Origin of the sequence: uncultured Blautia sp., assembly GCF_902497045.1 — a bacterium.
Taxonomy (GTDB): Bacteria; Bacillota; Clostridia; order Lachnospirales; family Lachnospiraceae; genus Blautia_A.
The window spans coordinates 1-4,162 of sequence record NZ_CABVDF010000239.1 but is presented as its reverse complement, the minus strand read 5'-3'; the positions used below and the strand labels follow the sequence as shown (position 1 = coordinate 4,162).

At 44.2% G+C, this 4,162-nt stretch carries 3 protein-coding genes; all 3 read right to left on the bottom strand.

Annotated features, from left to right (window positions below; genetic code table 11):
• Nucleotides 1-61: 61 nt before the first annotated feature.
• The 3 genes from RDS42_RS13025 to RDS42_RS13015 all read right to left on the bottom strand — a co-directional run bounded on the left by RDS42_RS13025 (nucleotide 62) and on the right by RDS42_RS13015 (nucleotide 4,137).
• The gene (locus RDS42_RS13025; RefSeq protein WP_308784039.1) at nucleotides 62-1,504 is read right to left on the bottom strand and encodes a L,D-transpeptidase family protein; all 1,443 of its coding nucleotides are present in this window, start codon (nucleotides 1,502-1,504) and stop codon (nucleotides 62-64) included.
• Between the two features lie 203 nt (nucleotides 1,505-1,707).
• Nucleotides 1,708-2,514, bottom strand: a complete 807-nt coding sequence (locus tag RDS42_RS13020) for an MBL fold metallo-hydrolase (protein ID WP_308784038.1) — start codon at nucleotides 2,512-2,514, stop codon at nucleotides 1,708-1,710.
• Between the two features lie 219 nt (nucleotides 2,515-2,733).
• A complete protein-coding gene (locus RDS42_RS13015) occupies nucleotides 2,734-4,137 on the bottom strand; it encodes an alanine/glycine:cation symporter family protein (protein WP_308784037.1) in 1,404 nt (467 codons plus the stop codon).
• Between the last annotated feature and the right edge of the window lie 25 nt (nucleotides 4,138-4,162).

Below are 4,162 nucleotides of genomic sequence, written 5' to 3'. Positions count from 1 at the left end.
ACTCGCACGAGTCACATCTGCCCTTATTTAGAACTATCTATTTCCCGATAGCCCCGTTGTTTTAATAAATAATAATCGGATAACCACTGTCAATGGTCTGAAAGATCAGTGCTGCCTGATCCGTGGGAAGATTGATGCAGCCATGGCTTCCCGCTCCTGTCTTATAACGGTTTCCTCCAAAAGAGGACTGCCATGAGGCATCATGAAGCCCCTGTCCGTAAACAAAAGGCATCCAGTAAGTAACCTTTACATTATATCCATACTGGTCACTTGTCAGTTCAAAAGGACTTGCCTTATAAGGAATCGGCCATGCACCTCTGTAGGTTTCCCTTTCAGGAGTAGGCGCACCGCTGACAATATCTGTCTCCGTCACAAGATTTCCATCCTTATAAAGCCACAAATGCTGATTATCCAGGCTGACCTCTATGTAGCTTCCGGCAAGGTCATCCCGTCCGTTTCTCTGGAAACCACGAATCTCATATACCGGTTCTCTGGATACTGACGTACCGCTTTTCAGATCCTCCAGAAGCTGTTTCAGCTCCCCTTCCTGATCGATCCGGTAACCATACTCATTTCCGGAAACTGTAATATCATTTCCATAAGAAGTCCGGAAAGTACGGGGAACATAGATTGTGTTGTAATCTGCAGCAAGCTGTTCCACATAAGCCTTTACAGAAACCTCATCCAGGCTGACCTTATCTCCCTGGATCCTGATCCAGGATTCTATGACAGAACTGTCCAGAACCTGAGAAGCCGGACCAAAAGTATAGGTTACGGTTGTACTACGGTATTTCTGAAGCTGATCGTTCAAATCTTTCAGCTTCTGTTCCATCTCTGCAGTTACCACGGTTTCCGGCTGCACATATACGGCTGTTCCAAGAGAAATACGGATTTCACCGCCCAGAAGATCCTCCTGAAAAATCTGGTCAAGAGTTTCATTTACATGATTGGACAGACGGTGTTCATCGATCTCATTTCCCTGTACATCATTTGTAATGGCAAAAGCCTTTTTCTGTTCGTCATAGGCAATGGACGCACTGACAGAAGCCGTACGCTCCTTATTATTAAAATGCGACACAGAAAGAGCTGTCTGTTCCTGCTGTTTATTCTTCTGTATCTGGTAGCCCATCTTAAAATTCACCGGATGAGCAAAAATCTGCCTGTCTGCATCTCTTTCTTTTTTAATGGCATCCAGCTGTGTCTTCAGAACGTTCATATCCAGGGAATAACCAAGATCTTTCATGGTGATCCGATACACTTCTTTGTCATCCTCCTGAAAGCTGATCTCCCGGCCGGCAAATGTCTCTGCGATTTTTTGTTCCGCTTTCTCCACTGTAAGATGAGACACATTCATCCCATAGATCTTTATCTCACGCCCCAGCGTATTTTTGTCCACAATATGTATATACAGAAAAAAACCTGCTGTCAAAAGCACTGCTGCCGCAATGCAGGCAGCCAGTATGATCTTCAGTGTTTTTCTGCTTAGTCTGATTTTATGTTTCATGTCACGTTCCTCTGCATCTTCTGTACTATCAATCTATGACCAGACGCCCTCTGTCTATTACCACAGAAGCCTGACCCTTTCCCAAAACCACAATTAGCTACACCTGATACTGCAGTTTCTATTATATAAATCATCTGACAGAAATCTGTATTTTTCGCTTTTCCTTCCAAAATCTGTGTTTTGTATCTCTGACGCATATCAGCTTACATTACCCGAAGGCCGCTGCGCAGCCGCACAAGCTTTTCTCCCATAACAGGCTTCATCAGGGCAAAAGCTTCATCTCCTGTACAATGTCCTGTATAAAAGATTGTATCATAACCTGCCAGTTCTCTGGCATTAGCAAGTATAGTAGCTGTTTCCTCTTCTGTATAAGGCGTTTTTTTCATCATGTGAAAACCGCTTATTACTCTGGTTGGCAATTCCTGATACAGCTCCTGATATTTATCCAGGATATTCAAAATCCCATTGTGGGCGCACCCGGAGATCAGAATCTTTTCTTTTCCTTCCCGAATGACCAGACACTGTTCATGGGCAAAGGTATCCTGCTCTTCTTTTTCTCCCTCTTTTTTTGTCAGCGCAAGATTGCTCTGAGGGTAGCACCGTCTTCCGGTAATGTCCGTAAAAAGAGACAGTTCTTCATCCAGCTTACAATTCCCCTGCAGCAGCTTTACCTGAGGAAGCTTCAGAATTTTTTTGTCAATACCGATATATCTATCCCCATGGTAATAATCTCCTCCGGCCAGCTTCTGCATATAAATGGATGCTGACGGATTTAATTCCGAAAATGCAAGGATTCCTCCGGAATGATCATAGTGTCCGTGACTTAAGAACACAGCATCCACCGCTGTCAGATCAATTCCCAGCCTTTCTGCATTTTTAAGAAATCCATCTGAGGAGCCCGTATCCATCAGAATTTTATGCTTTTTCGTTTCTATATAAAGGGATAATCCATGTTCAAAAAGAAATCCCTCTGCCCCACAGGTGTTTTCCATTAGTGTGATGATCTTCATAGCTGTTTCCGTCCTTTATTCCGGCAGATCACTTCCGCCTTTTTCTATTATCATACACCTTTTTTATATGTGTGTGAATACCTGATACAGAGCAAAACAGAGGAAAAGGCAGATCACCATGCTCTGCATATTTCTTCAGAAAATACCGCACAGCATATGATCCGCCTTTTATAAATCGTCTGTCCAAACAGCAAAGGTAAATCATCCTTCTCTGCAAATTCAGATTTTTTTCCGTTTTTCGTAATCCTTCAGAGCCTCCAAAGCCTTCTTTGACATTGGGAAAAGGATAAAGATATTAAACAGTGTCATAAGTCCCACACCTACATCTCCAAGATCCCACACCACGGTATATGCCGCCAGGCCTCCGATAAACAGCATGATCAGGGCAACAATCTTATATGCGGTCTGAGAGATCCAGTTATCACCAAACAGATATGCAACATTTGATCTTGCATAAAACAGAATTCCGATAAAAGTAGAAAAACTGAACAGCCACAAAGTAACTGCAATAAATATAACACCAAAAGTCCCCAGATGATATCTCATAGCTTCCTGGAGAAGATCCATTCCTGCCAGTCCGTCTGTAAGAGTTTCCGGTGTAAGGAGCATGATCATGGCCGTGCAGGTACAGATTAAAATGGTATCGATAAAAACACCAAGCGCCTGTCCCAGTCCCACCTTTGCCGGATGGTCTGTCTCTGCAGTGGCTGCCGCGCATGGCGCTGATCCGGAACCTGCTTCATTAGAAAAAAGTCCTCTCTTTACACCATTCATCAGTACCGCTCCAAATCCGCCTGCCACAACCTGACGAAGTCCAAATGCTTCCCGAAAGATCTTTGCAAACACAGAAGGCAGCATACGGATATTAAGCAAAATAAGCACTACCGTAATCAGCAGGTATAAGCCCGCCATAATCGGAACCATCACATCAAGAACCTTTACTGTCGCATTTTTACGAAGGACGATCACTGCTGCCAGTGCCACCAGCGCTATCGTGCTGTATAAAGGCGGAATGTGAAAAGCATTTTCAAATGCAGAAGATACCGAGTTGCTGATAACCTGGCTGATACCGCACCAGCAGATCAGACCGGAAACAGCAAACAACACCGGAAGAAGCATATATCTTTTTTGTTTTCCGCCTCTTTTTTCCTGCAGGTACTTATGTATGTAATAGGCCGGACCACCGCGGTATCCTCCGTACAACGGATCTTTTTCTTTATAAAGCTGCGCAAGCGTTCCTTCAATAAATGCGGTTGAAGATCCGATCAGGGCTGTTACCCACATCCAGAATACAGCTCCTGCTCCACCTGCCGAAATCGCAGCCACAACACCTACCAGATTTCCCATTCCTACACGGGTAGCAGTAGAAACAATCAGCGACTGCATCACAGATAAGGAACCTTTTTTCTTCTCTGTCTTCCCGATAACAGCCTTTACCATATCCGGAAACAACCGGACAGGAAGGAATTTCGTACGCACCGTAAAATAAATCCCCGCAGGGATCAGAATGATCACAAGAAGAGAAAGAGGAAGCGTTCCTCCTCCCGGCAGCGGGATCGTGATCAGATCTCCCCACAAAAAATTATAAACTGCCTCAATAATTGCTACTATCCAGTCTCCCATAACTCCTCCTGATTTTCTTGAACAA